We start from the raw sequence: 25,153 nt of genomic DNA, 5'->3' as shown, positions 1-25,153 counted from the left end.
GCCTGCCGCCTGACTCTGGTTGTCACAACCGGAGCGTTTTTGTTCATCTGTCATATACCAATACAACAATGTGATCCTGCCAGAATGCCACCTGACCCCGGGTCTGTGGCGACTTGCGACCATGGATCCTCAACAAGCGAGAAAATCCCCCATGCTGGAACGTGCAAGACAAGAGTGGTTCTCCAACATACGTGGCGACCTGCTGGCCGGTATCGTGGTCGCCCTGGCGCTGATCCCGGAAGCCATCGCCTTCTCCATCATCGCCGGAGTAGACCCCAAGGTTGGCCTCTATGCCTCCTTCTGTATCGCCGTGGTCATCGCCTTCGTCGGCGGCCGCCCCGGCATGATCTCCGCCGCCACCGGCGCCATGGCGCTGCTGATGGTGACCCTGGTCAAGGAGCATGGCCTGCAGTATCTGTTGGCGGCGACCCTGCTCACCGGCCTCTTCCAGATAGCGGCGGGCTACCTGAAGCTCGGCAGCCTGATGCGGTTTGTCTCCCGCTCCGTTGTCACCGGCTTCGTCAATGCGCTGGCCATCCTCATCTTTATGGCCCAGCTGCCCGAGCTCACCAACGTCACCTGGCAGGTCTACGCCATGACGGCGGCCGGCCTTGGCATCATCTATCTGTTCCCGCTCATCCCCGTGGTGGGCAAGCTGGTGCCCTCCCCGCTGCTCTGCATCGTCATACTGACGGCGGTGGCCATCACCATGGGGATAGATATTCGCACCGTGGGCGACATGGGCGAGCTGCCCGATACCCTGCCCATCTTCCTGTGGCCCGAGGTGCCGCTCAATCTCGAGACGCTGGCGATCATCTTCCCTTACTCTGCGGGTCTGGCCGTGGTGGGTCTGCTCGAATCCATGATGACGGCGGCCATCGTCGATGACCTGACCGATACCCCAAGCGATCGCAACCGCGAGTGCAAGGGCCAGGGGATCGCCAACCTAGGCGCCGGCCTGATGGGGGGCATGGCGGGGTGCGCCATGATTGGCCAGTCCATCATCAACATCAAGTCCGGTGGCCGTGGTCGCCTCTCCACCTTTGTGGCGGGCACCTTGCTGATCCTGATGGTGGTGTTCATGGATGAGTGGATCCGCCAGATCCCCATGGCGGCCCTGGTGGCCGTGATGATCATGGTCTCTATCGGGACATTTTCCTGGGAGTCGGTGCGCAACCTGAAAACCCACCCCCTCTCCACCAGCATCGTGATGCTGGCCACAGTCGCCGTGGTAGTGGCTACCCATAACCTGGCGCTCGGAGTATTTGTCGGGGTACTGCTCGCCTCCCTGTTCTTCGCCAGCAAGGTCGCCCGCTTCATGTTGGTCAAGAGCGACAGCGAGCGAAAAGGAGAAGTACGCACCTATCTGGTGCGGGGCCAGGTGTTCTTCGCCAGTGCCGAGCAGTTCTTTGCCGGATTCGACTTCAAGGAGGTGGTGGAGAAGGTGGTGATCGACCTCACCCATGCCCACTTCTGGGACATCACCGCCGTCACTGCGCTGGACAAGGTGGTCCTCAAGTTCCGCCGCGAGGGCACCGAGGTGGAGATCATCGGCCTGAACGAGGCAAGTGCCACCATAGTCGACCGCTTCGGGGTACACGACAAACCGGAAGAAGTGGAAAAGCTGCTGGCTGGCCACTGATCACAAGACGGGATCCATCATGACAAGCATTGTTGCCGGGATCGACGGCTCACCTGCCCAGGCGGCGCCGCCTGGGCCTCGACCGGCACGGCGCTGCCGTGCTCCTGCGGAGATAAAGAGCGAGGGGGTGGCCATGGCCACCCCCTTCTTCCTTATACGGGCTCATGCCCCCTCACTCGATGCGCCGCCCTTTTTCGTCCACCACCCGCTCCCCGTCTTCCTTGGTGAAGGCACCTTGCTGTGGGTTCGGCAGTATATCCAGCACCACCTCTGACGGACGGCACAGCCTGGTACCAAGCGGGGTGACCACTATGGGGCGGTTGATCAGGATGGGATGGGACAACATGGCGTCGATCAGTTCCTCGTCGCTGAATCCCTCCCCAGCCAGCCCCAGCGCCTCGTAGGGGGGCACATTCTGGCGCAGCAACCCGCGCGCCGGTATCCCCATGGCAGCAATCAGTGCGACCAGGGTCTCGCGACTCGGCGGCATCTCCAGATAGTGGATGACGGTCGGCTCCACACCTGAGTTGCGGATAAGTGCCAGCGTATTGCGTGAGGTGCCACAGGCCGGGTTATGGTAGATGGTGATAGCGGTGTCACTCATGCTTGCGCCTCCGCTTTGCCATAGTGGCGCTTCATACGCAGGGCCACGTTGACCAGACCGATCAGCACGGGCACCTCTACCAAGGGGCCGATTACACCGGCGAAGGCTTGATCCGAGCTCAGCCCGAACACGGCGATGGAGACAGCGATGGCCAGCTCGAAGTTATTGCCGGTCGCAGTAAAGGCGATGGAGGCGTTCTTGTCATAGGGAATGCCCAGCTTCTTGCCCACCAGGAAGCTGGTAAAGAACATCAGCACAAAGTAGATCACCAGCGGGATAGCAACGCGAACCACATCCATGGGCAGCTCGACTATCATCTCCCCCTTGAGGCTGAACATCAGCACTATGGTGGCCAGCAGGGCGATAAGCGTGATGGGGGAGATGGCCGGAATGAAGCGCTCGCTGTACCACTTATCCCCCTTGGCCTTGACCAGGTAATGGCGGCTCAGGAAGCCTGCCAGGAAGGGGATGCCGAGATAGATGAGCACGCTCTCGGCGATATCCAGCATGGTGATATCCACCGCGAAGCCCTGCAGCCCGAACAGCGGCGGCAGCACTGTAATGAACAGCCAGGCCATGAAGCTGTAGGTGAGGATCTGGAAACCGCTGTTGAGGGCCACCAGGCCAGCACCGTACTCCTTGTTGCCACCACCGAGGTCGTTCCATACCAGTACCATGGCGATACAACGAGCCAGGCCAATCAAAATAAGACCAACCATGTAGTCGGGGTAATCATGCAAGAATGTCAGAGCGATCACGAACATCAGGATGGGGCCGACGATCCAGTTCATCACCAGAGAGAGGGTGATGGCGCGGCGATCCCGGGTCATGGCGCCCATGGTGCCGTAATTCACCTTGGCGAGCGGCGGGTACATCATCAGGATGAGGCCTATGGCCAGCGGAACGTTGGTGGTTCCGACCGACATCGCCTCGTTCCACTGGGCCACCTGGGGGAACAGATAACCAATCCCCACCCCAATCGCCATGGCGACGAAGATCCAGAGGGTGAGATTGCGGTCGAGAAAACTCATTTTTTTGCTGACGGGCAGATCGCCGCAGGCTGTTGTACTCATCACGAGACTCCATGAGGATTGGATGAAACGGGCGGCTGATGGCGGGGCAAACCGATTGAAATCAACGCCGCCAACAGGATAAAGAGGGTGGAGATCCAGAGGCAGGCCTCGAGACCATAGAGCTGGAACACCAGCCCGGAGAGCAGGGTGCCGAGCAGACGCCCCAGGGCATTGGCCATGTAGTAGAAACCCACATCCAGCGATACCCCATCTGCACCGGCATAGCTGACGATAAGGTAGCTGTGCAGGGAGGAGTTGATGGCAAACAGGGCGCCAAACACCATAAGCCCTCCCACCAGGCTGATGGCCGGATGCACCTCATAGTGGAGCGCCAGGGCAATCAGAGCCGGAGTCAGGGCCAGCACCAATGCCCAGCGCATTGCAGCCTTGCCATCGGGTACCCGCCCCTCCCGCTTGCCGGTAAAGCGGGGGGCCTGGGTCTGAACCACACCGTAGGCGATGATCCAGAGCGCCAGGAAGCCCCCCACATACCAGTGATCCCAGCCAAAGCTGGAGGCGAGGTAGACAGGCAGCGCCACCACAAACCAGACATCCCGGGCACCGAACAGGAAGAGGCGGGCCGCCGACAGGTAATTGATGGCGCGGCTCTTGGAGAAGATTTCGCTGAACTTGGGCTTGTTCTTGGCTTTGCCGAGATCCCGTTTCAGGGTCAGCAGGCTGACGCACCACACCAGCGCCAACGCCAGGGCCATGACCAGAACGGCCCCCTGAAACCCGAGCAGGGTCAACAGGGCGCCACCGAGGAAGAAGCCCATCCCTTTCAAGGCATTCTTCGAGCCCGTCAAGAGTGCTACCCACTGGTAGAGCTGACCCTGCGCCTCCCCCGGCACCAGCAACTTGATGGAGCTTTTGGCGCTCATCTTGTTGAGGTCTTTGGCTATCCCCGAGAGCGCCTGCGCCCCCATCACCCAGGGCACCGTCAGCCAGAGCGGTGGCACCAGCAGCATGCCCAATGCCAGCACCTGGAGGGCCAGCCCTATGTTCATGGTGCGGTTGAGCCCAAGGCGAGCGCCGAGCCAGCCCCCCACCAGATTGGTCACCACCCCGAAGATCTCGTAGAAGAGAAACAGGGAGGCGATGGCCAGGGGGCTGTAACCGAGCCCATGGAAGTAGAGCACCACCAGCATGCGCAAAGCGCCATCGGTCAGGGTGAAGGCCCAGTAGTTGCCGGTCACCAGCAGATACTGGCGAGCCTCGGGGGAGAGTCGGGTCAGTGCCATGGCCGGGTTATCCTTGCGCCTTGTCCATCCGGCCGACCATGCGCATCAGCTCGGCGGTGCGGTTGGCATAGCCCCACTCGTTGTCATACCAGGCGTAGATCTTCACCTGGGTGCCATTGATCACCATGGTGGAGAGCGCATCTATGGTGCAGGAGCGCGGATCCGTCTTGTAATCCACCGACACCAGCGGGCGCTCCTCATAGCCCATGATCCCCTTGAGCTCACTCATGGCGGCGGCCTTGAGCAAGCCATTGACCTCGGCTTCTGTGGTGGGGCGGCTCACCTCGAACACGCAGTCGGTGAGGGAGGCGTTGGCGAGCGGTACCCGCACCGCATGACCGTTCAGCTTGCCCTTGAGCTCGGGGAAGATGTGGGTGATGGCGGTGGCAGAACCCGTGGTGGTGGGGATCAGGCTCAGACCGCAGGCGCGGGCACGGCGCAGGTCGGCGTGGGGGGCATCCAGTATGGTCTGGGTGTTGGTGATGTCATGAATGGTGGTCATGGAGCCGTGCCTGATACCGAGCTGCTCGTGGATCACCTTCACCACGGGCGCCAGGCAGTTGGTGGTGCAGGAGGCCGCCGTTACTATGGGGTGCTGCGCCTTGTCGTAGAGGTGGTGGTTGACCCCCATGACGACGTTGAGCACACCCTCTTCCTTGACCGGCGCAGTCACCACAACACGCTTCACCCCCTGCGCCAGATAGGCATTGAGCAGGGCCTTGGTTTTCATCTTGCCGGAAGCCTCGATCACCACATCACAACCAGACCAGTCAGTCTGACCGATCTCTTTGTTGCGGGTGCAGAGGATACGATGGTTGCCTATCACCATCTGGTCACCATCGGCGCTGGCTTCATGATGCCAGCGGCCATGGACGGAATCGAAGGTGATGAGGTGTGCCAGAGAGGCGGCATCGCCAGCCGGGTCATTGATGCGCACAAACTCCACATCCGCCCAGTCGAAGGCGGCGCGAAATGAGAGACGGCCCATGCGGCCAAAACCGTTGATACCCACTTTGATAGTCATGCTGTTTTCCTTAACCGGCGAATGAGTAGTGGGTATTGAGGTAGTCAACGTGTGGTGTCAGGGTTAGCGCCTTGGGGCGCAGCCCTTGCACCAGCGACTTGACCTGTGTGGGGGCGTAGCCCGCCTCCAGCAGCAAGATGGCTGCCATCAGCCCGGTACGCCCCGAGCCACCACGGCAATGAATGGCCAGGGTCTGACCAGAGGCCAGGCGAGCCAGCAGCGCCGTCTTGTGGTTGGCAAAGGCAGCGGCAAAGGGCGCCTCGGGGGCGCAATCGTCCTCCACCGGCAGCTGGAACCAGGCCAGCCCCAGTGCATTGCACTCGGCGGGTAAGCTATCGGCCTTGAACTCGCTAAGCTCGGCATCGGGCATCATGGTGACTACCGCATCGGCCCCGGCGGCTTGCAGGGTCTTGAGGGAGGCTTGCAGGGAAGCCTCCTTGGTGCCAGGGCAGGGGGTGAAGATAAGGCGGGCGCCATTATCCAGGTTCAGGATGTCAAAGGGGTGCATGATAAGCAGCGGCTCCATGTCTCATTGAGAACATCAGATTGGTTGGTGAAAATAGGTTGTTGGTACCCAGTGCTGGTGGCCGCAAGCCGCGACGACGCAAGCATCATAGGGCGCTCTGTCTCACCCCTCCTTGTGGGCAGGGTGACATAAGTCTTGCAGAGCCTTGACGCCGACCGGCTCGACAGCTTGCAAGGGCACCACGGCATAACGCTTCCCATGCTCCTCCTTGACCGCTTCGATATGGGGCTGCTGGCGATAGGCTCGCTGGGCAAGCAGGGGGGAGCTGACGCTGGCAGGGACCAGCATGTGATTCACTACCCAGGCCCAGGGCTCGATACCGGCGCGGCGCAAGTCGGCTTGCAGATTGGCCGCCTCCTGCACCGGGGTGGGCTCGGGCAGGGTGACTATCATCACCTTGGTCTGTTTCGGGTCTTGCAGTTGCATCATGGGGGTGGTGAAGTGCATCCCCTTGCCCCCCATCTGGCGTGCAATTTCCCTGTGATAGGCACCGGTCGCATCGAGCAGCAACAGGGTGTGGCCGGTCGGCGCCGTATCCATCACCACGAAGCGCTTGCCCGCCTCGCGAATGATCCGCGAGAAGGCCTGAAACACGGCGATCTCTTCGGTACAGGGGGAACGCAAATCTTCTTCCAGCAGGGCGCGGCCCTGTGCATCCAGACTCGCCCCCTTGGTGGCCAGCACCTGGGCACGGTAACGCTCGGTCTCGGCGTGGGGATCGATACGACTCACCGCCAGGTTCGGCAGTGCCCCTGCCAGTGTCTCTCCCAGATGGGCTGCGGGATCTGAGGTGGTCAGGTGAACCGGTAGCCCCCGGCTGGCGAGCTCCACCGCCACTGCCGCCGCCAGAGTGGTTTTACCCACACCGCCCTTGCCCATCAGCATGATGAGCCCATGACCATCGCTGGCCAGCTCATCGACCAGTTGCTTCAAGCCGGGATGTTGCTGGTCCTGTGACTCGGCGGCCGGGCGTTCGACCTCGAGGTTCCCGTTGACAGGCGCTGCGCCGAGTAACTGGCGCAGGCTGTCCACCCCAACCAGATTGGTCGCCAACAGCGGCACTCTGTCTTGTGGCAGGCTGGCCAGCAGCGCTGGCATTTGAGCCATAGCCAGCTGCTCTCGTTGCCACAGGGCAGTCGCCAAGGGGTCATCAACCAGTTCGCTTTCCGGGAAGATGCCATTGATGACCAGTTGCTGATTGGCAAGGCCTATGGTCGCCAGTTCGTCATGGGTTCGCGCCACTTCCCGAAGGGTCGAGGCTTGCGCCCGGGCGACCAGAATCAGCCGGGTTTTCTCTGCATCGGACAAGGCAGCAACGGCCTCGGCGTATTGGCTGCGCTGTTTTTCCAGCCCTGCCAAGGGCCCTAAACAGGAAGCATCCCCCTTGCCTTGCTCCAGAAACTCGCTCCATGCACCCGGCAACTGCAACAGACGTATGGTGTGGCCGGTGGGGGCCGTATCGAAGACGATATGGTCATATTCTGCCAGCAACGCCTTGTCGGTAAGCAGGGCCGTGAATTCGTCGAAGGCGGCGATCTCTGTGGTGCAGGCACCGGAGAGTTGCTCCTCGATGCTGCGCACCACGCTCTCGGGCAGCTTGCCGCGCACCGGGCCGACGATACGTTCCCGATAGGCTTGTGCGGCGGCTTGCGGGTCAATCTCCAGTGCTGACAACCCACTGACCGCCGCTATGGCGGTCATCTTGTTGCCTATCTGGGTATCGAATACCTGGCCTACGTTTGAGGCCGGATCCGTGCTGACCAGCAGTACCCGTTTGCCACTGTCACACAAGGCAACCGCACTGGCACAGGCCAGCGAGGTCTTGCCCACCCCGCCCTTGCCGGTGAAGAAGAGAAACGGCGGTGCATCATGGAGAAACGAGTAGTTCAGAAACGGGGACATGAGAGACTCCTATCAGAAACAACGAGGCAATTGACCGAGCAGAGCGCTTGCCCGCTAAAGGATCACCCTTAGCAGCAACCACTGCTGCCGGAGCAGCAGCCACTCTTGACGACGCCCGCTTTGCTTGGCTCGACATCTGGCGGTTCGACTTCTGTGCCATCGCTTCCCGGGGCTTTAGGTAATGCCAGTCCCGCATAACGGATCAGTTCAGCGCGGCTGGGGTAACGACCGGTGAGTACCACCTGACCATCCACCAGGGTCACAGGCAGTCCTTCTTCCCCGGTCAGTTCCAGGAAGGAGGCCACTGCCGGAGTCTCGGCGAAGACCAGGGGTTGTTGTGCCAGGTTGAATCGGTATAGAGAGCCACCTTGTTGCTTGAGCCATTCGGCATCGCCGGCAAAGGCCACCAGATTTTGGTCAACCTCTGCGCCACATACCCCGCTGGAACAGCACAGGGCCGGGTCGAATACTTGTATCAGTCTCATGATCTATTCCTCATTGCAGCAAGGCTGCGCAGGCAACACATGGGGCGAGCAGCCGGATTCGGCTCTCATCACCCCGCAGGCTTCCGGATGACCGGCGCAGCACTCCTCGGTGAGGTAGCCGATAAGACTCAGCATCAGGGGAATGTTGGCGCGATAGCGCAAAAAGCGCCCCTCCTGCTCCACCGAGAGCAGACCCGCGTGCAGCATGGCTTTCAGGTGAAACGAGAGGGTGTTGGGGGCTATGTCGAGCTCGCTGGCCAACTGGCCGGCAACCTGACCTTCCAACCCGGCCTTGACCAGCAGACGCCACACATCGAGGCGAATGCCGGATGCGAGGGACTCGAATACCTTGGTGGCGATCTCTTTGTTCATGGAACTTCCCCTTCATTCACTTCATGATTTCAACTATACAAGAATTATTGAAATGATCAACATGACCAGAGCCTATCGTCGATCTCCTCACTCCCTCTTGTCGTTCACACAGCACTCCTCGCGGAAAAACGCGATGATCTCTTCCAGCACCTCGTATTGAGAGACGCACAGCAGGGTGCGGCTCTCCCGGTTCTGCTTGACCAGCCCGACCGAGACCAGGGCCGCAATATGATGGCTCAGGGTCGAGGCGGGAATGGCGAGCTGCTTTTGTAAGTCTCCCACGGGCAGGCCTTGCTCCCCGGCCTTGACCAGGTGCTTGAAAATAAACAAGCGAGTCGGGTGACCCAACTCTTTCAATGCCTTGGCGACCGCTTCCAACTCCATGCTCCAACCCTCTTCATAGATGACATTTCGATATTACCAGAAATATCTTGACCACCCACATACTTCTATTATTTTAGAAATATAGTAAAACCCAAGAGGATATGAAGATGAATGACTGGTTAACCATGCTGACGGATGCATCTCGGATGTTTTTGTTCCTGGCTTTCGAGCTTTCTGTGCTGTTTCTGGTGATCAGTGCTGGGGTCAGCTTGATCCGCCAGAAGATCCCCGATGCCAAGATCCAGGCCATGCTGGGGGCTAGAAAAGGCAGAGGCTATTTGATTTCGGCTCTACTGGGTGCCCTGACCCCCTTTTGCAGCTGCTCGACCATCCCCATGCTGCGCGGACTCCTGTCCGCCAAAGCCGGTTTCGGGCCAACCCTGACCTTCCTGTTCGTCTCGCCGCTGCTCAATCCGATCATCGTCGGCCTGATGTGGGTCACCTTCGGCTGGAAACTGACGGTCCTGTATGCCGTTATCGCCGCCAGCGTCTCTGTACTGGCGAGCATGCTGCTGGACATGCTGGGATTCGAGCGTCATGTGATTGACCCCAAAGAGGCCAAGCAAAGCAGCTGTGGCACGGGTTGTGGCACCACGACGAGTGAACCTGCCAGTGTGAGCGCAACCCCTTGCTGCTCAAGCAAGGCTATCAAGTCAGTCACACCGCTAAAGGCTCAGGCATCTTGCCGGCCCGCACAACCCGAGGCCACGCCAGCCCTCTCTTGCTGCTCAGACGGCACTGGGGCCCTGACTCAGGCCCCAGCCATTCCCACGGCCTTCGCCAAGGCGCGGGCGGATGCCTGGCAACAATTCAGGGAGGTGCTGCCCTACCTGCTGCTGGGGGTGCTCGTCGGGTCATTTATCTACGGTTTTATTCCGGCTGAGTGGATAGCCGCCCACGCCGGGGCTGACAACCCGCTGGCGATCCCATTGAGCGCCGTTGTGGGCATTCCGCTTTATATCCGGGCAGAGGCCGTGATCCCTCTGGCATCTGTGCTGCTGGGCAAAGGGATGGGCATGGGGGCTGTGATGGCACTCATCATCGGCAGTGCGGGGGCCAGCCTAACCGAGGTGATCCTGCTCAAGTCGATGTTCAGAACCCCCATGATGGTGGCATTCCTCACCGTGATCCTGGGAATGGCCATCCTGATGGGTTACCTGGCACAAGGACTGTCTGCGGCCCTGGCCTGAGATCGGCCGCACCGACGCTGTGAGATGGAGCAAGAGAATGGCGTGGGCGAAGGGACGGGAGCTGAAAACTCACAGACCAGAAAAAGCCATCCCAATCAATCGGATGAACTTGGATATGTGGAGAAGGGCATACTCTCGCTCACCCATCTCCGCGGATCAGGCTTACCGCACCACACCCGCAACAGATAAAGGAGGAGGTTGGCAGGAGTCATGGCCTGTCGTCAGCGACCTGAATGGGCCAGGAAAGCAGGAATGTGGTGCCGCCCCGCCCGTTGGGCTGGCAGAGGGCACTGCCGCCGTGGGCCTCGGCAATGGCCTTGACCACGGCGAGCCCGAGCCCGCTGCCGCCGCTCTTGCGCGAGCGCGACGGATCCCCCCGGCGAAACGCATCGAAGATATAGGCAGCAACCTCCTCGCCGATCCCTGGCCCCTCGTCTTCCACGCTCAGAGTGCACAGGGCACCCGAGCGTTGCAGGCGCACTGTCAGCAGGCCCGGCACGGCGTGCTTCTGGGCATTTTCCAACAGCGCCATCAGGGCCTGACGGATGCGAAGTGCATCGCAGCAGACAGGGAGTTCGGCATCGAGCTCCCGCTTCAACATGAAACCGCTCGCGGCCAGGGGGCTGGCAAAGGCGTCAAGCACCACACTGAGCTCGTCTGCCAGCCTGACCTCTGAGCGTTGCAGCTCCAGGTGGCCGCTGTCGTTGAGGCTCAATACCCGCAAGTCTTCGATCAGGTGGGTGAGGCCCTCCACCTGACGCAGCAAGCTTTCGAAGAGTTCGCGCTCTGGCAAAAATACCCCTTCGGCCAGCCCCTGCAAGCGGCCACGCAAAATGGTCACGGGAGTGCGCAATTCGTGGGCGATGGCGGCATTCCAGAACTCTCGCTCGCGGGTCATGCTCTGCAGCCGCTCGGCCATGGTGTTGAAGTCGCGCACCAGTTGCGCCGTCTCCCCTATTGCCTGTTCATCGATCGGCACGCGGGCGTCGAGCCTGCCCTGTGCCACCTCTCGCAGGCTGTTTGCCACCGAGTTGAGGGGGGTCAGGATGCGGCGAGAGAGGCGAACCGCCACGTACAGCGCCATACCCAATGCGATGAGAATGGTAGAGCCGACCCAGATCATCTCCACCCTGGAGGGTATCCAGCTCTCGGAGATGCTGCCGGGCAGGTAGGTCACGGCGATGGCATAGAACACATAGGTGCCGATCACCGCGAGGGAGATGATGCCGAGCGCCATCAGGCCCAGGGCGTGGATGATCTGCCTGCGCAGGCCGGGAGCCGGTTTCATGCGTCGCCACCGAAGCGATAACCGACCCCCCAGACACTGGCAGGTACCCCCTGGATGCCGTGGGCCTCGAATTTCTTGCGCAGCTTGCTGATGTGGCTGTCCACAGTGCGTTCCTGGGTATCCCCTTCGGGCAGGCAGTGGGTCAGCAGTTCGGCGCGGCTGAACACCCGTTTCGGCGCCCGCATCAAAGAGGCGAGCAACTTGAACTCGGTCAGGGTCAGATCCAGCCGCTGTTGTCCGTCATCGCGGCAAATGCTGGCTTCGTGACTCTCCAGATCGATCTGGAAGGGGCCGACCCGCAGCACCCGGGCAGTGGCGGGGGTTGCGGCCTTGGTGCGCCTGAGCACCGCCTGAACCCGGGCCACCACTTCGGCCGGGTTGAAGGGTTTGACCACATAGTCATCCGCCCCCATGCGCAGCCCCATCAGCTTGTCGAGGTCCTGATCCAGGGCGGTCAGCATGATCACAGGCGTGTCGCCACGGGCCCGGATCTCGCTGAGCACCTGCCAGCCATCGAGCTGCGGCATCTGTACATCCAGCAGCAGGAGATCGGGCTTGAATGCCTGGTGCATGGCCAGCGCCTCGCGGCCATCGGCGGCATGAAGAGTACGCAATCCGTGACGTTGCAGGTAAGCGGCGAGGATCTCGGCGATCTCGGCTTCATCCTCTGCAATCAGTACCAGTGACTGGGCCGCCGGGCTGGCGGAAGCAGGAAGATACGACATGGTCGGACTCGAAAATGGTGGGCTTGAACTTTATCACCGCCTCCATGGATTCTCCACAAAGCCTCGAATCATTCGCAATAGCCCCTCTCCATAATGCCCGCTCGATGTGCTCTCGCGGCAACACCATGCCGGGGAGACGGTTTAACGAGGTGAATGGATGATGTTTGTCAGACAGCGGTATGCGGGCACCCTGCTTGTAGTCATTGCCGTATTCGGGTTGGCGGGTTGTGATAGGGCGCCGCAAGCGCAAGATGCGCCGGCCCCCCTTCAGGTGTCGGTGATGACGCTGGCAGGAGAAGATCTTGTCATCAGCGAGGATCTGCCCGCCCGGGTGGCGGCACTGCGCAGCGCCGAAATTCGCGCCCAGATCAGCGGCATAGTGCAGCGCCGCCTGTTCGAGCAGGGCGCCGAGATCAGCGCGGGTACAGTGCTGTTCCAGATAAACCCGGCCCCCTTCAAGACAGACGTCGACAGCGCCGCCGCGGCATTGCAGCGGGCCGAGGCCGTGCTGGCGCGCGCCCGCATCCAGGTTGACCGCCTGGTGCCGCTGCTGCGCACCGAGGCCATCAGTCGCCAGACCTATGACGACGCCCTCTCCCTGCGGGATCAGGCGGCCGCCGACGTGGCCCAGGCCCAGGCGACCCTGGCACGGCACAAGCTGAACCTGCAATTTGCCAGCGTGGAGGCCCCCATCGCCGGGCGCATCGATCAGGCCCTGGTGAGCGAAGGGGCCCTGGTGTCGCCCACCGATGCCACCCCCATGGCCAGGATCCAGCAGATCGATCAGGTCTATGTCGATGTCCGCCAACCGGCCTCTGTGCTGGAAACCCTGCGCCAGCAGGCAGGCTCAACGGCACCTGAACTGGCGGTGGAGATCCTCGGCAGCGATGGCAAGCCGCTCGGCATGCAGGGGCACATCCTCTTCTCCGGCATCGAGGTGGATGCCGGTACCGGTGACGTGCTGCTGCGGGTGCTGGTAGACAACCCGGAGCGGCGCCTGTTGCCCGGCCTCTACGTGCAGGCGCGCATTCCCCGGGCTCACTACGCCAGCGCCCTGAGCGTGCCCCAGCAGGCCCTGGTGCGCACATCGGGTCAGACCTGCGTGTGGGTGGTGGATGGCCAGGGGCAGGCACAGCAGGTCCCGGTCAACACCGCTGAACTGGTGGATCGCCAGTACCGCATCGCGTCCGGGCTCAGCGCCGGGCAACGGGTGGTGATCGAAGGGATCGACCGCCTGACCCCGGGGGCGCAGGTCATTGCCCACCCTTGGCAACCACCCGCCGTCAGCCAGCAGGCCGACGCAGACATCCGCTGAATCGGAGACATTCCATGCCGCAGTTTTTTATTCATCGCCCGGTATTTGCCTGGGTGATCGCCCTCTTCATCGTGCTGGCGGGGGTCATCGCCATCCCCAAGCTGCCCATCTCCCGCTATCCCTCGGTGGCGCCGGTGTCGGTGACCCTCTATGCCACCTATCCGGGCGCCACGCCGCAGACCCTGAACGATGCGGTGGTGAGCCTTATCGAGCGTGAGCTGTCGGGGGTGAAGAACCTGCTCTACTTCGAGTCATCGGTGGACGCCTCGGGCAGCGCGCAGATCACCGCCACCTTCAAGCCAGGCACAGACCCGGAGCTGGCCCAGATGGACGTACAAAACCGCATCAAGGCGGTCGAACCTCGCCTGCCACAGGCGGTGCGGCAGAACGGCCTGCAGGTGGAGTCCGCCTCGTCGGGTTTTCTGATGATGGTCGGCATGACCTCGCCGGATGGCCGCTTTGATGAAGTAGCCCTGAACGACTACATGGCGCGCAATATCGTTCAGGAGCTGCGCCGCATCGACGGCGTGGGACGAGTGCAGCTGTTTGGCGCCGAGCAGGCCATGCGCATCTGGGTGGATCCGGGCAAGCTCTCCGCCTACGGGCTGACCATAGGCGAGGTGGCGCAGGCCATAGAGCAGCAGAACGTCCAGATAGCGCCGGGGCGCATCGGCGACGAACCCGCCCTGCCGGGGCAGCACCTGACGGTTCCCCTCACGGTTCAAGGACAGCTGACAACCCCCGAGGCGTTCGCCGCCATAGTGCTGCGGGCCGGCGCCGATGGCGCCAAGCTGGTGCTGGGTGATGTCGCCCGGGTCGAGCTGGGGGCGCAATCCTACACCTTTGCCAACCGGGAGAACGGCGTGGCCGCCACCAGCGCCGCCATCCAGCTCTCTCCCGGTGCCAACGCCGTGCGTACCGCCGATGCGGTGCGCACCCGTCTCGCCCAGCTAGCCCCTACCCTGCCGGCGGGCATGGTCTATTCGATCCCGTTTGACTCGGCCCCCTTCGTCAAGGTCTCCATCGACAAGGTGATCCACACCCTGCTGGAGGCCATGGTGCTGGTGTTCCTGGTGATGTTCCTCTTCCTGCAGAACCTGCGCTACACCCTGATCCCGGCCATAGTCGCCCCCATAGCCCTGCTCGGCACCTTCGCGGTGATGCTGCTTGCCGGCTTTTCCATCAACTCCCTGACCATGTTCGGCATGGTGCTGGCCATCGGCATCATAGTCGACGACGCAATAGTGGTGGTGGAGAACGTCGAGCGCCTGATGGCCACCCAGGGACTGTCGCCCCGAGAGGCGACCTCGCAGGCCATGAAGGAGATCACCGGGGCGGTGATCGGCATAACTCTGGTGCTCACGGCTGTGTTCATCCCCATGGCGTTCGGCAGCGGCTCGGTGGGGGTCATCTACCAGCAGTTCACCCTGTCGATGGCGGTGTCCATCCTCATTTCGGCCTTCCTCGCCCTGACCCTGACGCCGGCGCTCTGCGCCACATTGCTGCATCCGGTCAGCCCGGATCATCATGAGAAGCGCGGCTTCTTCGGTGCCTTCAACCGGGGGTTCGAGCGGCTCACCGCGGGCTACGGCGCCCGGGTAACCCGGCTGGTCGGGCGCAGCGGACGCATGATGGCGGCCTTCGCCGCCCTCTGCGCCGTGCTGGCCGTCGCCGCCGCCCAGCTGCCCTCCTCTTTCCTGCCGGACGAGGATCAGGGCTACTTCATGACCTCCATCCAGCTGCCGACCGGCGCCACCAGCGAGCGCACCCTGGCGGTGATCAAGGAGTTCGAGGCCCACGTCGCCTCTCGAGAGGCGCTGGACACCAACCTGGTGGTGCAGGGTTTCAGCTTCTCCGGCGCAGGCCCCAATGCGGCCATGGCCTTCACCATGCTCAAAGACTGGGATCAGCGCCATGGCGCCACAGCCGCCGAAGAGGCGGAGCTGGCACAGGCGGCCATGGCCAACAGCAGGGAGGGCACAGTGATGAGTCTGTTGCCGCCCGCCATCGACGAACTGGGCACCTCTTCGGGTTTCACGCTCTTCCTGCAGGACAGGGCCAATCGGGGGGAAGCCGCGCTGCTGGCCGCCCAGGCACAACTGCTGACGCTGGCCGCCAACAGCGAGGTGGTGAGCGATGTCTACCCGGACAGCCTGCCCCCCGGCGAGAGCATTCACCTCGAGATCAACCGGCAGAAGGCCGAGGCCATGGGGCTCTCGTTTACCAGTGTGAGCAGCACACTGTCGACCGCGATGGGGTCGCTTTACGTCAACGACTTCCCCAACGGCGGGCACATGCAGCAGGTCATTCTGCAGGCCGACGCCAAGGCCCGCATGCAGCTCGACGACGTGCTCGGCCTGCGGGTGCGCAATGCCAGCGGCGGCATGGTGCCCCTGCGGGAGGTGGTGACACCGGTATGGAGCGAATCCCCGCAGCAGATGATGCGCTTCGAGGGCTTCCCCGCCGTGCGTCTTTCCGGGAGTGCCGCACCCGGGATATCCAGCGGCGCCGCCATGGAGGAGATGGAGCGCCTGGTGGCGCAATTGCCGCAAGGCTTCGCCCTGGCCTGGACGGGGCAGTCGTTGCAGGAGCGTCAGTCAGCGGCCCAGGCCCCCATGCTGATGCTGCTGTCGGCGCTGGTGGTCTTCCTGGTGCTGGCGGCGCTCTACGAGAGCTGGTCCATCCCGCTGTCGGTGATGCTGGTGGTACCGCTGGGGTTACTCGGCACCGTCGCCGCCGTGATGCTGCGCGATATGCCCAACGATGTCTTCTTCAAGGTGGGCATGATCACCATCATCGGTCTGTCGGCCAAGAACGCCATCCTCATCGTCGAGTTTGCACGCCAGTTGCACGCCGAGGGGCGCACGCTGATAGACGCGGCTGTGACTGCCGCACGCCTGCGCCTGCGCCCCATCCTGATGACCTCGCTGGCCTTCACCCTGGGCGTGATGCCGCTGATGCTCGCCAGCGGCGCCAGCGCGGAGACCCAGCATGCCATCGGCACCGGCGTATTCGGCGGCATGATCAGCGGCACCCTGCTGGCCATCTTCTTCGTGCCGGTCTTCTTTGTCTTCGTCATCGGCACCCAGGAGCGCTTTCAGGTCTGGCGGGCCCGGCGAGTGCACAGGGGGGAGCAATGATGCCAGTGTTGCAGCCCACCTTCCTGCCCTGCGGCCTGAACGAGGGCAGCCAGACAGCGGGGGTTGAGGTCAGCGCAGCCAGCCCCCGTTCATTCATCATTACGGAGGAGTCAATCCATGTTCTCTGACACCCAACGCCGCTGGCTGGTGCTGCTGGCCGTCATGCTGGCCTTCCTGCCGGTGGTCATCGACATGACCATATTGCACATAGCCGTGCCTTCCCTGACCCAGGCCCTGGGCGCATCCGCGACCGAGGTACTGTGGATCATCGACATCTATCCGCTGCTGATGGCGGGGCTGCTGGTGCCCATGGGCACACTGGCGGACCGCATCGGCAACCGGCGTCTGCTGCTCACCGGGCTGGTCATCTTCGGGGTCTCTTCCCTGCTTGCCGCCTTTGCGCCGACGCCCGCCATGCTCATAGGCGCACGGGTGCTGCTGGCCCTGGGGGGCGCGATGATCATGCCCTGCGTGCTTGGCACCATAAGTCGCACCTTCGAAGACCAGGATGAGCGCGCCATGGCGCTGGGTCTGTGGCACGCGAATACGAAAAAGCCCATCTCAATCAATGATTGAGATGGGCCGTATAAATGGCGGAGGAGGTGGGATTTGAACCCACGGATGGTCGCCCATCGCCGGTTTTCAAGACCGGTGCATTCAGCCGCTCTGCCACCCCTCCGCAGCAGTGCGACGCATATTACCCATGACGATCCCCCTTGTAAATCCCCGCTCTGTTCGTTTGCCGATTTATTGGGCTAAATGACCAACAAAACCCGCAGACTCGGCCCAAACCGTGCTTTTTCAACCGGATGGCTTGACTTGAAAACAGACTCACCCACTATAGTGGCCTCCACGATATTCCCAGCAAGATGGACATATGAGAATCAAACATGCCCTGTTCGCCGCCTTGACCGGCGCGACCCTGCTTGCGGCGCCGGTGCAGGCGAGCGAGCTGACCAAGAGCGACGTCGAGCAGATCGTGCGCGACTATCTGGTCAAGAATCCGGAAATACTGGTCGAGATGTCCAATGCCCTGCGCGCCAAGCAGGAGAGCCAGCAGGCCGAGAACGACAAGACGCTGATCGAGGCCCATGCCAAGCAGCTCTTCGCCAACCAGGATCCCGAGACCGGCAACCCCAAAGGCAGCCTGACCGTGGTCGAGTTCTTCGACTACAACTGCGGCTACTGCAAGCGGGCCCACCCCCTCATCCAGCAACTGCTCGCTGAAGACAAGGACATCCGCTACATCTACAAGCAGTTCCCCATACTGAGCGAGACCTCCTACTATGCCGCCCGCGCGGCGCTGGCGGTGAAGCTCGGCCAGCCTGACAAGTACCAGGCCTTCCACGACAAGCTCTATGCCCATCAGGGCCCGCTCTCCGACGAAGCCCAGGTGAAGCAGCTTGCGGAGGCGGCAGGCGTCAACTGGAGCAAGGTCGAGGCCAAGATCAAGGACGGCAGCATAGATCAGAACCTGGGTACCAACCGTGCGCTGGCCGAGGCCATGAGCATCTCCGGCACCCCGGCCTTTATCATCGGCGATCAGATCCTGCGCGGTGCCCCCCGCGATCTGGCGAGCCTGAAAGGCTTCATCAAGGACGTGCGAGCCGGCAAGAGCATTCAGTAACCCGCTCTTCGCTCGTAAAAAACGCCCCGGCATCGCGATGCCGGGGCGTTTTGTCATTCAGGCTCCAGTCCCTCAGGCCTGATAGCCGTTGGGGTTGTTGCTTTGCCAGCGCCAGGTGTCCACCATCATCTGCTCGAGTCCACGCTCCGCCTGCCAGCCCAGCTCGTCCCGGGCCAGGGTAGGCTCGGCCCAGCATTCGGCGATGTCGCCGGGGCGACGGGGCTTGATCTGGTAGGGAATGGGGCGACCACTTGCGGTTTCGAACGCCTTGACCATCTCCAGCACTGAGTAACCCTGACCTGTGCCCAGGTTGTAGGTGAAGACCCCGGTGTCGCTCCCGATGCGGGCCAGCGCCTTGAGGTGACCTATGGCGAGATCCACCACGTGGATGTAGTCGCGCACCCCGGTGCCGTCCGGCGTCGGGTAGTCGTTGCCAAACACCCCCAGCTCCTTGAGCTTGCCGACACCGACCTGGCTGATATAGGGCAGCAGGTTGTTGGGAATGCCGTTGGGATCTTCGCCGATGAGGCCGCTCTCGTGGGCACCGACCGGGTTGAAGTAGCGCAGCAGCACTATGGCCCAGCGGGGATCGGATTGGGAGAGATCCCGCAGTATCTCCTCCACCATCAGCTTGGAGCGGCCGTAAGGGTTGGTGGCGCTGGTGGGGAAATCTTCCCGCAGGGGCACAGAGGCGGGATCGCCATAGACGGTGGCCGAGGAGCTGAACACCAGGCGGAACACGCCGGCCTTGGCCATCTCTTCGCACAGCACCAGGGTGCCGGTCACGTTGTTCTGGTAGTAGGTGAGCGGGATCTGGCTGGACTCCCCCACCGCCTTGAGGCCGGCGAAGTGGATCACAGACTCGATCTTGTGGGCGGCGAACAGCCGTTGCAGGCAGTCCCTGTCCAGAATGTCGCCCTCGACGAAGGTGACCGCCTTGCCGGTGATCCGCTCGACCCGCCTGAGGGATTCGGGGGAGGAGTTGGAGAGATTGTCCAGTACCACCACCTGCTGGCCGGCGCCCAGCAGCTCAACCAAGGTGTGGGAGCCGATATAACCGGCACCGCCCGTGACCAGAATTGTCATTTTTTATCCCGTGCTTTGAGGAAACTGGAGCTGAGTCTACCCGCCCTGCCCGCGCGGGAAAAGCTCGGGATACCTATGACGCCCCTTAGTAGTCGAGGCCGACATCCCCCCTTGCGGTGCAGGAGCAGGCGAGCGCTACCCCGCTCTCCAGATCCTGCGGGCTGAGAGTCATCACGCTCTGGCGTTCGATCTCGCCAGTCGTGGTGCAGCGGCAGGCCCCGCACACCCCGGCGCGGCAGGCGGCCATCATGGTCTGCCCCGCCCCCTCGAGCGCGGCCAGCAGGGTCTGACCCGGCAGTATCTTCACCTTCTTGCCGCTCTTTTTCAGGGTCAGCCAGAAATGGTCACCCCCGGCGGCAACTGGCGCTGCGTCCGATGTAACAGCAGGCAAGCCGAACGACTCCTGATGCAGCTGCGCCGCCGGCAGCCCCAGCTCTGCCAGCATGGTGCTCACCGCCGCCATATAGGGGGCGGGCCCACAGAGATAGACGTGGCGGCCGAGCAAGTCCGGCGCCAGTTCCTTGAGCATGGAGGGTGTGAGACGCCCCACCCAGGGGTGAGCCGTCGGAGTCTCTTCCAGCACTCTCTCCAGTACTAGGGCATGGCGCAGCCCGGCATGAGCCTCGGCCAGCGCGGCCAATTCATCCGCGAAGATCACATCCTGGGGTGAGCGGGCGCTGTGGACAAAGCGGATGTCCGCCTCCGGTCGTTTGACCAGCTCGTCTCGCAGCATGGCCCACATGGGGGTGATGCCGGAGCCCGCACTCAGCAACAGCGGTCGCTCGCAGGGCAAGGCGGTCAGATGGAAGTCACCGAAGGGGCCGTCGGCCCGGATCTCGTCCCCCACCTGCAGACTCTGGTGCAGATGATGGGACACCAGCCCCACATCCTTGATGGTGACCTGCCAGAAAGGATCTTGCGGGCTGGAGGAGAGAGTGTAGGCGCGGCACAGGGGCTGGCCGTCTATCTCTGTGTGCAGGGTCACACACTGGCCGGCCAGCACGGGGGGCAGCGAACCCTCGGTGGCGACAAACTGCCAGCTGGTCACGTCGTGGGTATCCGCACGACGGCCAATGCAGCGCAGGGAAAGAGAGGTGGAGGTCATCGCAAGGCTCCTCTTTTATAAAAGGCATCTCAGTGAAAAAAGGCGAGCCGGGGGCTCGCCAAAGGCTTACAACATGGTGGGCCAAGCCCGGATCAGGCCGCCAGTATCTCGGCAAGATCCGCTTCGGCCGTGGTGGTTCCCTTGAGACCGGACTATGTCTCCAGCACCTTGATCAGGCCGCCAGTATCTCGGCCAGATCTGCTTCGGCCGTGGTGGTTCCCTTGAGACCGAACTGCTCCTCCAGCACCTTGAGCAGGGCCGGGGTGAGGAAGGCCGGGGCGGTCGGGCCGGTGCGGATGTCCTTCACCCCGAGCGCCAGCAGGGTGAGCAAAATGACAATGGCTTTTTGCTCGAACCAGGAGAGCACCAGGGTCAGCGGCAGATCGTTGACGCCGCACTCGAACGCCTCGGAGAGCGCCAGTGCGAGCTGGATGGCGGAGTAGGCATCGTTGCACTGGCCCACGTCCAGCAGACGGGGAATGCCGCCTATATCGCCGAAATCGAGCTTGTTGAACTTGTACTTGCCGCAGCCCAGGGTGAGCAACAGGCTGTCTTGGGGGGCGGCCTTGGCAAACTCGGTGAAGTAGGCGCGCTCGGCCTTGTCGCCGTCACAACCGCCCACCAGGAAGAAGTGGCTGATCTCGCCGGCCTTGACCTTGTCGATTACCGCGGGGGCGGCTTGCATCAGGGCGTTGCGGGCAAAGCCTATGGTGATGAAGTGCTCGAGCTCGGTGTGCTTGAAGCCCTCCAGCACCTGCGCCTTCGCCACCACGGCGGAGAAATCATCCCCTTCCAGGTGCGTCACCCCCGGCCAGCCGACGATGGAGCGGGTGAAGATGCGATCGCTGTAGTCGCCCACGTTGGGGTCGATGATGCAGTTGGAGGTCATCACAACGGCGCCCGGGAAGTTGGCAAACTCTTTTTGCTGGTTCTGCCAGGCGGAGCCGTAGTTGCCCACCAGATGGGGGTACTGCTTGAAGAAGGGATAGGCCAGCGCCGGCAGCATTTCGCCGTGGGTGTAGACATTGATGCCTGTGCCCGCGGTCTGCTCCAGGATCAGCTTGAGATCCATCATGTCGTGGCCTGAGACCAGGATGCACTTGCCCGGCACCGGAGTGACGCGCACCTGGGTCGGCTCAGGGTGGCCAAACGCAGTGGTCTCGCCGAGATCCAGCATCTCCATGATTTTGAAGTTGAGCAGACCTATCTCCATGGCGCACTTGAACAGGGGATCCAGATCGCTCGGATCCGTGCTGAGCCAGCTCATGATGCGGTGGAATTCGGCCGCCACGGCGCTGTCTTGCTGACCCAGCACCCGGGCGTGCTCCATGTAGGCAGCGGCGCCTTTGAGGCCGTAGAGGCAGAGCAGACGCAGCCCCATGATGTCTTCGTTGACCTCGCTCTTGCCGCGATTGACCGCGGTCTGGGGCGCATGGGCCAGCTGTTCCAGCAGTTCGGTACCCGGCTCGAAGCGGGCGGCGGCGGGCAGCTCGCTGACTTGCACCGCCAGCGCGGCCAGACGGTCGGCCAGCTGCTGACGATGAGCCAGCGCCTGGTTCACATAGCCGACGATACGGGCGGAGTCGAAGTTGACGTTGGTGAGGGTGGCGAAGAAGGCCTTGGGCACGAAGGCATCGATCTCGTTGTCGATGACGCCGTGCTCGCGGGCGGCCAGCGCCCAGGCGCTGAGGCCCTGCAGCGCATAGATCAGCACATCCTGCAGATCCGAGGTTTCAGCCGTCTTGCCGCACATGCCTTGTGCGTAAGCGCAGCCGTTGCCTGCCGGGGTACGAATTGTCTGTTCACATTGCACACAAAACATCATGCCTCTCCTAATTGGACATTTCAGTTGCTTGTTTTGTGGCGATTCTATGCCCCTCGCGAAAAACTTAATAGGCATTCAATTTACCAATTAAGTTTTCATTGATGCAGATCAAAAACAAAAAAGCCGCCCAAACTGGGCGGCAAGCGGGTGGATAACATCAAAGACAATTCAGGATTGCAGCAACAAGGGATAAGGGATAAGAGAACGGCTGGGCCGGCGCCACTCGTGGCATCCGGCCCTGCATGTCATCAGTCCAGGTAGGCCCGCAGCATCCAGACCAGCTTTTCCTGCTGCTGCACATAGTCGGAGAGGATGGAGGCGGTGCCCTCGTCACCGGCTTCGGCAGCCTGCGCCAGGATGCGGCGCTGGGCCACCAGCAACTCGCGGAAACTCTCCAGCAGGGATTCGACACAGGCGCGGCCGTCATGCAGTCCCTTCTGCTCGGGGATGGCGGAGACTTTGATGTAGTCGCTGAAGCTGTGCAGGGGCACCCCATCCAGCGTGAGGATGCGCTCGGCCAGGGCATCGACTTTCAGCAGCAGATCGTTGTAGATCTCTTCGAATTTCAGGTGCAGCTCGAAGAACTGGTTGCCGCGGATGTTCCAGTGGAAACCACGGACGTTCATGTAGAGGATCTGGTAGCTGGCCAGCAAGTTGTTCAGCTCGGCGGCCAGGGCTTGTGATTGAACGGTATCAAGACCAATGGGGCTCTTCATCATTCACCTCCAGGTGGTAAACATGTTTGGGAACGGAGTCAGCATATCCCCATACAGACTCAAAGGACAATTGCTTATACCTTGCCCATTGATAGCGACTGGCTATCGTCAGCGGGCAAAATACCAGCTTTTATCGCTCAAGCCGCTCGATATAGAGGATCACCTCCCCCAGATGAATGCCGAACTTGCTGATCTCGGCGCGATTGATCAGGCGATCTTGATCCAGCAGATACATCCAGTCATCGAAGCTCACCCGCACCACCTCCCCGTCCGGCAGGGCCAGATCGAGTTGATAGCGCCAGTTCAGGGCAAAGCCTGCCGTCTTGCCCACCGCTTCCCCCACCACGTCCGAGGAAGTGCCACGCCAGTGCCCATCCGCTCCCTTGCTCAAAAACCAGGTGCGGGTCTGCTGGCGACCGTCATCGAAATAGAACTGTTCGAACAGCTCCCCCTTGCCCTCTCGCCAGCGCCCCTGCATCTCGACCCGAAAGCGACTGGTCACTTCGCCGCTACGGTCTGTCACCAGGCCATGGGCCACCAGCTTGCCATTGAAGAAATGGGCGAGATCCCAGTTCGGACCCTGCCCTCTGTAGTCATCGAGGCTGGTGCCACAACCAGCCAGCAGCAGAAGTGGCCACAGCAGCAGAAGGCGCCATGTGCGGTAGAGAGGCATGAGGGACTCCAGTGTCAGGGTTGGCCGCGCAGGCGGCGGGTAAGGGCGGGATCGCGACTGTTGTCGGCGAGCCAGATGGCCAGAAAGGCGGCAGAAAACTGCGGATCGGCAAGGGAACCCAGGGGCTTGTCCTGCCACCAGAAGTGACCGGCTCCCGCACTGTCCACATAGAAGGTGAGTCTGTCCCCCGCCCCGACGTCGGGCCAGAGGGCGGCGAGCCGGCCGAGCCAGCGCTGGCGATCCGTCTCGCTGCCAAGCCCGAGCCGCTGCCACTCGGCGGCGGTGGCGCTCAAAAGATCTTCCCGCTCTATGGCCCTGGCATAGGTCAGGGTGAGGGCCTGCGGATAGCGACCGGGCTCGTAGCGTCCGCTTGCGCTGTAGAGGGTGGCGTCATAGAGCTTGAACCAGAGCCAGCTCATCTCCCCCTGCCCGACCGGGCGCAGCTGTTGCCAGGGAGCGGCAGAGGCCTGCACGGCAGTGGCCACAAGCAGCATCAGCGCCGCCAGCAAGGTGCTAATTCCACCCCATGTGCCAATGGGCGGGATCTTCCAGTTCATGCCAGTCCATCTCCTGTTCCTGCAGGGTATTGATATCCTGCATCACCACGCTCGCCAGTTGACCTCGCGCATCCCGCTGGCAGGCCACCACCAGGTAGAAACGGTCGGCCAGCTCGTACTGGCTCTCCTTGGTCCATTTGGAAAACAACAAGGCGTCGGTCGAAAAGGTGTTCATCTCGGCTCACCCTCCATCGTCACCGTTACCCACAGCAGTACGGGTAACCACCACATCCAGATCACCGCCAGCAGCGCCGTGCTGATCCAGATGCCCCAGGGTAAGTGTACGGCCCCCATGGCAGCCCCCGCCACATAGGAGCTGGCGCCCCCCACCATGCCAAAGAGCGCCTGCTGCCAGCGGGGCAAGGGCCGAAGCCAGCGCAGACCGTGGGAGAGGGTCAGGGCAAAACCGCACCAGAGCAGCAACAGCCAGAGGGGGAAGCCGGACGGAAACTGGAACAGACCGAGCAGCCAGAGCAGGATGTCGAGCAGACAACCTGCCAGGGCAACGGGAATGAGCCGCCAGTCTTGCCGGCGACGAGGAGAGAAGAGGAAATGAAGCAACAACATCAGCAGCAGCGGGCCTGGTTGCTGCCATTTCACCGCCAGCAACCAGTAGAGGTTGAACCCCAGCAGCTGGGCCCACTGCCACATGG

General features: G+C 62.2%; 25 protein-coding genes and 1 tRNA gene. 6 read left to right on the top strand and 20 right to left on the bottom strand.

From position 1 onward, the window contains the following. Positions 1-151 precede the first annotated feature (151 nt). Positions 152-1,642 (top strand): SulP family inorganic anion transporter, encoded by a 1,491-nt coding sequence (locus tag ACFWHB_RS05055; RefSeq protein WP_290030462.1) that lies wholly within the window; start codon positions 152-154, stop codon positions 1,640-1,642. A gap of 172 nt (positions 1,643-1,814) precedes the next feature. On the opposite strand, the gene arsC is transcribed toward ACFWHB_RS05055, so the two are convergent. The 9 genes from arsC to ACFWHB_RS05010 all read right to left on the bottom strand — a co-directional run bounded on the left by arsC (position 1,815) and on the right by ACFWHB_RS05010 (position 9,253). Beyond that, a complete protein-coding gene (gene arsC, locus ACFWHB_RS05050; RefSeq protein ID WP_368169534.1) occupies positions 1,815-2,246 on the bottom strand; it encodes a glutaredoxin-dependent arsenate reductase in 432 nt (143 codons plus the stop codon). Continuing rightward, positions 2,243-3,319: an ACR3 family arsenite efflux transporter gene (gene arsB / locus ACFWHB_RS05045; RefSeq protein WP_395949597.1), complete on the bottom strand. Its 1,077-nt coding sequence runs from the start codon at positions 3,317-3,319 to the stop codon at positions 2,243-2,245. Before arsB ends, arsC begins: the two co-directional genes overlap by 4 nt. Beyond that, entirely contained in the window at positions 3,319-4,560 is a 1,242-nt protein-coding gene (gene arsJ, locus ACFWHB_RS05040; RefSeq protein WP_395949596.1) for an organoarsenical effux MFS transporter ArsJ, read from the bottom strand. The genes arsB and arsJ overlap by 1 nt, the downstream gene beginning before the upstream one ends. Before the next feature lie 7 nt (positions 4,561-4,567). Continuing rightward, positions 4,568-5,584: an ArsJ-associated glyceraldehyde-3-phosphate dehydrogenase gene (locus tag ACFWHB_RS05035; RefSeq protein WP_395949595.1), complete on the bottom strand. Its 1,017-nt coding sequence runs from the start codon at positions 5,582-5,584 to the stop codon at positions 4,568-4,570. A gap of 10 nt (positions 5,585-5,594) precedes the next feature. Further along, the gene (locus tag ACFWHB_RS05030; protein WP_241343470.1) at positions 5,595-6,092 is read right to left on the bottom strand and encodes a phosphatase domain-containing protein; all 498 of its coding nucleotides are present in this window, start codon (positions 6,090-6,092) and stop codon (positions 5,595-5,597) included. A gap of 120 nt (positions 6,093-6,212) precedes the next feature. Then, positions 6,213-8,012, bottom strand: coding sequence for an arsenical pump-driving ATPase (gene arsA, locus ACFWHB_RS05025; protein ID WP_395949594.1), 1,800 nt, complete (start codon positions 8,010-8,012; stop codon positions 6,213-6,215). A 68-nt stretch (positions 8,013-8,080) separates the two neighbouring features. Continuing rightward, complete coding sequence (arsD, locus tag ACFWHB_RS05020) at positions 8,081-8,497, bottom strand: arsenite efflux transporter metallochaperone ArsD (RefSeq protein ID WP_395949593.1); 417 nt, start codon at positions 8,495-8,497, stop codon at positions 8,081-8,083. A 3-nt stretch (positions 8,498-8,500) separates the two neighbouring features. Next, positions 8,501-8,869: an ArsR/SmtB family transcription factor gene (locus ACFWHB_RS05015; RefSeq protein WP_025327981.1), complete on the bottom strand. Its 369-nt coding sequence runs from the start codon at positions 8,867-8,869 to the stop codon at positions 8,501-8,503. 87 nt (positions 8,870-8,956) lie between these two features. Beyond that, positions 8,957-9,253: an ArsR/SmtB family transcription factor gene (locus ACFWHB_RS05010; RefSeq protein WP_025327982.1), complete on the bottom strand. Its 297-nt coding sequence runs from the start codon at positions 9,251-9,253 to the stop codon at positions 8,957-8,959. Positions 9,254-9,360: 107 nt separating this feature from the next. Between ACFWHB_RS05010 and ACFWHB_RS05005 the strand changes: the two genes are divergently transcribed. Next, a complete protein-coding gene (locus ACFWHB_RS05005) occupies positions 9,361-10,443 on the top strand; it encodes a permease (protein WP_395949592.1) in 1,083 nt (360 codons plus the stop codon). 208 nt (positions 10,444-10,651) lie between these two features. Here the strand turns inward: ACFWHB_RS05005 and ACFWHB_RS05000 are convergent, their stop codons facing one another. Continuing rightward, entirely contained in the window at positions 10,652-11,731 is a 1,080-nt protein-coding gene (locus tag ACFWHB_RS05000; RefSeq protein WP_395949591.1) for an ATP-binding protein, read from the bottom strand. Next, positions 11,728-12,456, bottom strand: coding sequence for a response regulator (locus ACFWHB_RS04995; RefSeq protein ID WP_395949590.1), 729 nt, complete (start codon positions 12,454-12,456; stop codon positions 11,728-11,730). The genes ACFWHB_RS05000 and ACFWHB_RS04995 overlap by 4 nt, the downstream gene beginning before the upstream one ends. Before the next feature lie 157 nt (positions 12,457-12,613). Here ACFWHB_RS04995 and ACFWHB_RS04990 point away from each other — a divergent pair, with 157 nt between their 5' ends. The 3 genes from ACFWHB_RS04990 (at position 12,614) to ACFWHB_RS04980 (ending at position 17,487) form a co-directional block, all read left to right on the top strand. Then, positions 12,614-13,771, top strand: a complete 1,158-nt coding sequence (locus tag ACFWHB_RS04990; protein WP_395949589.1) for an efflux RND transporter periplasmic adaptor subunit — start codon at positions 12,614-12,616, stop codon at positions 13,769-13,771. A 14-nt stretch (positions 13,772-13,785) separates the two neighbouring features. Beyond that, the gene (locus ACFWHB_RS04985) at positions 13,786-16,911 is read left to right on the top strand and encodes a multidrug efflux RND transporter permease subunit (protein ID WP_395949588.1); all 3,126 of its coding nucleotides are present in this window, start codon (positions 13,786-13,788) and stop codon (positions 16,909-16,911) included. 117 nt (positions 16,912-17,028) lie between these two features. Further along, a complete protein-coding gene (locus ACFWHB_RS04980) occupies positions 17,029-17,487 on the top strand; it encodes an MFS transporter (protein ID WP_205598832.1) in 459 nt (152 codons plus the stop codon). A 15-nt stretch (positions 17,488-17,502) separates the two neighbouring features. Here ACFWHB_RS04980 and ACFWHB_RS04975 read toward each other — a convergent pair. Beyond that, positions 17,503-17,590 (bottom strand) — tRNA-Ser (locus tag ACFWHB_RS04975). Positions 17,591-17,788: 198 nt separating this feature from the next. On the opposite strand from ACFWHB_RS04975, the gene ACFWHB_RS04970 reads away from it, so the two are divergent. After that, the gene (locus tag ACFWHB_RS04970; protein ID WP_106886032.1) at positions 17,789-18,538 is read left to right on the top strand and encodes a DsbA family protein; all 750 of its coding nucleotides are present in this window, start codon (positions 17,789-17,791) and stop codon (positions 18,536-18,538) included. Positions 18,539-18,610: 72 nt separating this feature from the next. Here ACFWHB_RS04970 and galE read toward each other — a convergent pair whose 3' ends face one another. The 8 genes from galE to ACFWHB_RS04930 form a co-directional block, all read right to left on the bottom strand. Beyond that, a complete protein-coding gene (gene galE / locus ACFWHB_RS04965; protein WP_163137177.1) occupies positions 18,611-19,624 on the bottom strand; it encodes a UDP-glucose 4-epimerase GalE in 1,014 nt (337 codons plus the stop codon). Positions 19,625-19,709: 85 nt separating this feature from the next. Further along, the gene (locus ACFWHB_RS04960; RefSeq protein ID WP_395949587.1) at positions 19,710-20,729 is read right to left on the bottom strand and encodes an FAD-binding oxidoreductase; all 1,020 of its coding nucleotides are present in this window, start codon (positions 20,727-20,729) and stop codon (positions 19,710-19,712) included. 172 nt (positions 20,730-20,901) lie between these two features. Further along, the gene (gene hcp, locus ACFWHB_RS04955) at positions 20,902-22,551 is read right to left on the bottom strand and encodes a hydroxylamine reductase (RefSeq protein WP_395949586.1); all 1,650 of its coding nucleotides are present in this window, start codon (positions 22,549-22,551) and stop codon (positions 20,902-20,904) included. Between the two features lie 251 nt (positions 22,552-22,802). Next, complete coding sequence (locus tag ACFWHB_RS04950; protein ID WP_106886029.1) at positions 22,803-23,270, bottom strand: Dps family protein; 468 nt, start codon at positions 23,268-23,270, stop codon at positions 22,803-22,805. Between the two features lie 130 nt (positions 23,271-23,400). Continuing rightward, positions 23,401-23,943, bottom strand: coding sequence for a DUF3833 domain-containing protein (locus tag ACFWHB_RS04945; protein WP_395949585.1), 543 nt, complete (start codon positions 23,941-23,943; stop codon positions 23,401-23,403). 14 nt (positions 23,944-23,957) lie between these two features. Continuing rightward, on the bottom strand, positions 23,958-24,500 hold the full coding sequence (locus ACFWHB_RS04940) for a chalcone isomerase family protein (protein WP_395949584.1): 543 nt from the start codon (positions 24,498-24,500) through the stop codon (positions 23,958-23,960). Beyond that, positions 24,457-24,675: a TIGR02450 family Trp-rich protein gene (locus ACFWHB_RS04935; protein ID WP_025327995.1), complete on the bottom strand. Its 219-nt coding sequence runs from the start codon at positions 24,673-24,675 to the stop codon at positions 24,457-24,459. Before ACFWHB_RS04935 ends, ACFWHB_RS04940 begins: the two co-directional genes overlap by 44 nt. Next, positions 24,672-25,151, bottom strand: a complete 480-nt coding sequence (locus ACFWHB_RS04930; RefSeq protein WP_395949583.1) for a DUF2878 domain-containing protein — start codon at positions 25,149-25,151, stop codon at positions 24,672-24,674. The genes ACFWHB_RS04935 and ACFWHB_RS04930 overlap by 4 nt, the downstream gene beginning before the upstream one ends. Between the last annotated feature and the right edge of the window lie 2 nt (positions 25,152-25,153).

The organism is Aeromonas mytilicola subsp. aquatica, from assembly GCF_044336385.1.
Classification (GTDB): Bacteria; Pseudomonadota; Gammaproteobacteria; order Enterobacterales; family Aeromonadaceae; genus Aeromonas; species Aeromonas rivipollensis.
This window is presented reverse-complemented; position numbering and strand designations above follow the sequence as displayed.

Excerpts from the sequence above, each read along its gene's own strand:
- ACFWHB_RS05055 (WP_290030462.1), top strand. The coding sequence starts at position 152 with ATGCTGGAACGTGCAAGACAAGAGTGGTTCTCCAACATACGTGGCGAC.
- arsC (WP_368169534.1), bottom strand. The coding sequence starts at position 2,246 with ATGAGTGACACCGCTATCACCATCTACCATAACCCGGCCTGTGGCACC.
- arsB (WP_395949597.1), bottom strand. The coding sequence starts at position 3,319 with ATGAGTACAACAGCCTGCGGCGATCTGCCCGTCAGCAAAAAAATGAGT.
- arsJ (WP_395949596.1), bottom strand. The coding sequence starts at position 4,560 with ATGGCACTGACCCGACTCTCCCCCGAGGCTCGCCAGTATCTGCTGGTG.
- ACFWHB_RS05035 (WP_395949595.1), bottom strand. The coding sequence starts at position 5,584 with ATGACTATCAAAGTGGGTATCAACGGTTTTGGCCGCATGGGCCGTCTC.
- ACFWHB_RS05030 (WP_241343470.1), bottom strand. The coding sequence starts at position 6,092 with ATGCACCCCTTTGACATCCTGAACCTGGATAATGGCGCCCGCCTTATC.
- arsA (WP_395949594.1), bottom strand. The coding sequence starts at position 8,012 with ATGTCCCCGTTTCTGAACTACTCGTTTCTCCATGATGCACCGCCGTTT.
- arsD (WP_395949593.1), bottom strand. The coding sequence starts at position 8,497 with ATGAGACTGATACAAGTATTCGACCCGGCCCTGTGCTGTTCCAGCGGG.
- ACFWHB_RS05015 (WP_025327981.1), bottom strand. The coding sequence starts at position 8,869 with ATGAACAAAGAGATCGCCACCAAGGTATTCGAGTCCCTCGCATCCGGC.
- ACFWHB_RS05010 (WP_025327982.1), bottom strand. The coding sequence starts at position 9,253 with ATGGAGTTGGAAGCGGTCGCCAAGGCATTGAAAGAGTTGGGTCACCCG.
- ACFWHB_RS05005 (WP_395949592.1), top strand. The coding sequence starts at position 9,361 with ATGAATGACTGGTTAACCATGCTGACGGATGCATCTCGGATGTTTTTG.
- ACFWHB_RS05000 (WP_395949591.1), bottom strand. The coding sequence starts at position 11,731 with ATGAAACCGGCTCCCGGCCTGCGCAGGCAGATCATCCACGCCCTGGGC.
- ACFWHB_RS04995 (WP_395949590.1), bottom strand. The coding sequence starts at position 12,456 with ATGTCGTATCTTCCTGCTTCCGCCAGCCCGGCGGCCCAGTCACTGGTA.
- ACFWHB_RS04990 (WP_395949589.1), top strand. The coding sequence starts at position 12,614 with ATGATGTTTGTCAGACAGCGGTATGCGGGCACCCTGCTTGTAGTCATT.
- ACFWHB_RS04985 (WP_395949588.1), top strand. The coding sequence starts at position 13,786 with ATGCCGCAGTTTTTTATTCATCGCCCGGTATTTGCCTGGGTGATCGCC.
- ACFWHB_RS04980 (WP_205598832.1), top strand. The coding sequence starts at position 17,029 with ATGTTCTCTGACACCCAACGCCGCTGGCTGGTGCTGCTGGCCGTCATG.
- ACFWHB_RS04970 (WP_106886032.1), top strand. The coding sequence starts at position 17,789 with ATGAGAATCAAACATGCCCTGTTCGCCGCCTTGACCGGCGCGACCCTG.
- galE (WP_163137177.1), bottom strand. The coding sequence starts at position 19,624 with ATGACAATTCTGGTCACGGGCGGTGCCGGTTATATCGGCTCCCACACC.
- ACFWHB_RS04960 (WP_395949587.1), bottom strand. The coding sequence starts at position 20,729 with ATGACCTCCACCTCTCTTTCCCTGCGCTGCATTGGCCGTCGTGCGGAT.
- hcp (WP_395949586.1), bottom strand. The coding sequence starts at position 22,551 with ATGTTTTGTGTGCAATGTGAACAGACAATTCGTACCCCGGCAGGCAAC.
- ACFWHB_RS04950 (WP_106886029.1), bottom strand. The coding sequence starts at position 23,270 with ATGAAGAGCCCCATTGGTCTTGATACCGTTCAATCACAAGCCCTGGCC.
- ACFWHB_RS04945 (WP_395949585.1), bottom strand. The coding sequence starts at position 23,943 with ATGCCTCTCTACCGCACATGGCGCCTTCTGCTGCTGTGGCCACTTCTG.
- ACFWHB_RS04940 (WP_395949584.1), bottom strand. The coding sequence starts at position 24,500 with ATGAACTGGAAGATCCCGCCCATTGGCACATGGGGTGGAATTAGCACC.
- ACFWHB_RS04935 (WP_025327995.1), bottom strand. The coding sequence starts at position 24,675 with ATGAACACCTTTTCGACCGACGCCTTGTTGTTTTCCAAATGGACCAAG.
- ACFWHB_RS04930 (WP_395949583.1), bottom strand. The coding sequence starts at position 25,151 with ATGTGGCAGTGGGCCCAGCTGCTGGGGTTCAACCTCTACTGGTTGCTG.